Consider the following 2842-nt stretch of genomic DNA (forward strand, 5'->3'; position numbering starts at 1 on the left):
AATCCCCGACATACTCCCGGAAGCCGAGCGTGCGCTCGATGACCTCTTGCGGGCTCGGCAACCCGTCCAGGGCCGCGGTGTCGACGTGAATCCCGACAGCAGCGTACGGTGCTTGCCCTGCCAGGTGACATTTTCCTCGCGGTACAACCGGTGCAGTAGTGCATAGTTCTACACGGCCAGCTCCAAGCCGGAACGGATGTCCTTGCCGAACCAGGGATAGACCGGCCCGGTGTTCCCGCGTCCGAGCATGATGTCCATGCGCCCATCCGATAGATGCGGCAGATAGGCGTAGTCCTCCGCCAGCCGCACCGGGTCATTGGTGGTGATCAGGGTGGTCGCGGGACAGGACGAGGCGGTCGGTCTGCGCCGCGATCGCCGCGAGCAGCACCGGCGGATTGGCCGGGGCGCCGAACGGCGGATTGTGGTGCTCGCCCGTGGCGAAGACGTCCAGGCCCACTTCCTCGGCCTTGCCGGCGATCGCCACGGTCGCCTTGATCCGCGCGTACTCGCTGGGCGCCCGCCCCGTGTAAGCGTCTGGGGTGATGTCGCCGACGGTGAAGATCCCGAACTGCATCACGCACCGGATATGTAGTTGAAACTTCAACTGCATGCGGAACGTTACCCTCCGTGCTGGCATTCCCGCCCAACCGGACACGAACGTAGGGCCCGCACCGAGTCGGTGGGGGCCCTACGCAGGTATGCGGTGTGGCGAACCTCAGCTGCGGCGCTGCTGTTGCTGAACGGTCTCCTTGGAGTCCTGAGCGCTCTCCTTGACCGTCTGGGCCGCGTCCTGACCTTCGGACTTGACCTTCTCGACGCTCTCCTGGGCGCTCTCCTTCAGCGCAGCCGCGGCCTGCTGCGCAGGCTCCTTGAGGTTGTCCGCGACATCCTGCGCCGCCGACTTGACCTCGTCCAGGAGGGGCTGGCCCTTCTCCTGGATGGTCTCCTTGGCGGACTCGGTGAGCTGCTGCTCCTTTTGCGAAGCCGGCAGCAGGGAGCCGAGCAACCAGCCCGCACCGAGGGCGACCAGGCCGGCGGCCAGAGGGTTGCCCGCGGCCTTGCGCTTGGCGGCGGCCGGGGCATTGCCCACGGCGTCCTTCGCGGACTCGCCGGCGTCGCTGAACTTGGCGGCGATGCCGTCGCTGCCGTCATAGACGTTGTCGCTGCCCATGACCTTCTCCTTCAGGCCCCGGCCAGCGCCGACGACCTTGTCCTGGACCTTCTCGACCTGGCGCTTGGCGACCGCGGAGGGGTCCACGGCCTCGCCGAGGGCGTTGACGTTCTGGCTGAGGTTCTCCCGGGTCTGCTCGATCTGGCGACGCAGCTCTTCGGGGTCAGTGCTGTCGAACGACTACGTGGTGTTGCTCATCGGTGGTCCTCATTTCCCTTGAGCGCATCCGGGACCTTCTTGGCGGTCTCCATCGTGCGCGGCACTCCGTTGACTTGCTTGAGTTCGGACCGGCCCTTCGCCGCCAGGGCGGCTGCGATGACGGCCCAGAGGATCCCGACGATGAGCGCCGCAACCCCGAAGTTGTCCCTCCACGAGCCAAGTCCCCACCACAGGGCGATCGACAGGAAGATGAGGGCGAGGTGGCCGGCCACCCCGGCACCGGCGAGCATGCCCGCGCCCTTGCCGGCATTCTGCGCCGACTGACGGATCTCGGCCTTGGCGAGGGCGACTTCCTGCTGCATCAGCGTGGAGACGTCACCGGCCACGGCGCCGAGGATGGCGCCGATCGAGCCGACCTCACCCTTGTCGTAGGTGTCGTGCGCGCCTTCGATCTGCTCGGCGGGGCGCACTTCGCCGGGGGCAGCGGGCTGCCGCTGCCCCGGTTGGGCGGCCGTAGCGCCGCGCGAGTCCGGCGCGCTCGCGTCGTACTGGTCGAACGGAGAACTCATCAGCGACGACCCTCTCTCCCCAGGTCGGTGGTGCCGGTGGTGCCGGAGACGCGCGGCGCGGCCGGCTGAGCCGGCGCGGTCGGGCCACCGGACTGCGGGGCTACGGTGCGCTCGCCGCCGCCGTACGCGGGAGCCACGCTCTGCACGTGCTGGGTGCCGACCTGGTGGCTGTTCACCGGGAGGGCCCGGTATGCGCAGCGGTGGTCATTGTCATCGCCGGCCTGCGCCTGCAGGCTGCGGGTGACGCGGCCACCGACGAAGCCGACGAGGCCAGCGATCGCCAGGAAGGTGCCGGGGTTGCGGCGGGCGTAGCGCTTGACGTCCTCGAGCAGCTCGGCCGGCTCACGGTTCTCCAGCCAGCCGGCGACCTGATCGAGTTGACCGGCAGCCTGGTTGACCAGGCCACTGGCCATTCCGGTCTGGGCGTTGTTGCCCATGTCGCCAAGTTCGCCGGAGACCGAGCGGAGCAGGCCGGCGACGCGCTCCTGCTGGGTGGCGGCCTGGGTGCTCACCTCGGAGCGGGCCTGGTGGAAGAGATCCTGGGCATGGTTCTTGGCCTCGCCGACGACCTGCTGCGCCTCGTCCTTGGCGGTGGAGGCGACGGCCTTGCCGCTCTCGCTCGCGTCCTGGGCGACGCTCTTGGCCTCGTCCTTGGCGGTGTCCGCGGTGGCCTTGGCGCCCTGGCCGGTGGCCTGGCTGGTCGACTGACCCGGAGCCTGGGTGGTTTTGGCGGTGCGTGCGGGCTGGCCGCTCTGGGCGGCCTGGCCGGTGTGCGGGGTCTGCGCGGGCTGGGTGACCCGGGGGGTCTGGCCGCCCTGCGCGGTCTGACCCTGCGTGGTCTGACCGTGCGCTCCCTGGCCCTGTGCCGGCTGGCCGTCGCGGGCGGCGTCCTTTCCGGTCGGCGGAATGGCGGTCTGGTCGAACGGTGTGTCGGACATAGTGG

At 69.5% G+C, this 2842-nt stretch carries 2 protein-coding genes and 2 pseudogenes; all 4 read right to left on the minus strand.

All coding sequences use genetic code 11. The features are described 5' to 3' along the window. Window positions 1-69: 69 nt before the first annotated feature. A pseudogene (locus PKH97_RS15630) lies at window positions 70-574 on the minus strand (LLM class flavin-dependent oxidoreductase); the annotation flags it as partial. Window positions 575-715: 141 nt separating this feature from the next. Further along, window positions 716-1327: pseudogene (locus PKH97_RS15635) on the minus strand (DUF3618 domain-containing protein); the annotation flags it as partial. Window positions 1328-1365: 38 nt separating this feature from the next. Continuing rightward, a complete protein-coding gene (locus PKH97_RS15640) occupies window positions 1366-1899 on the minus strand; it encodes a phage holin family protein (protein WP_324388531.1) in 534 nt (177 codons plus the stop codon). Then, window positions 1899-2842, minus strand: a 944-nt coding sequence (locus PKH97_RS15645) for a hypothetical protein (protein WP_324388533.1), incomplete at its 5' end; no start/stop codon positions are given. The genes PKH97_RS15645 and PKH97_RS15640, both read right to left, overlap by 1 nt.

Source organism: Nostocoides sp. (assembly GCF_035343835.1).
Lineage (GTDB): Bacteria > Actinomycetota > Actinomycetes > Actinomycetales > Dermatophilaceae > Nostocoides_A > Nostocoides_A vanveenii.

What these genes read in the sequence shown, in the direction of transcription:
- PKH97_RS15640 (WP_324388531.1), bottom strand. Translation starts at nt 1,899, where the DNA reads ATGAGTTCTCCGTTCGACCAGTACGACGCGAGCGCGCCGGACTCGCGC.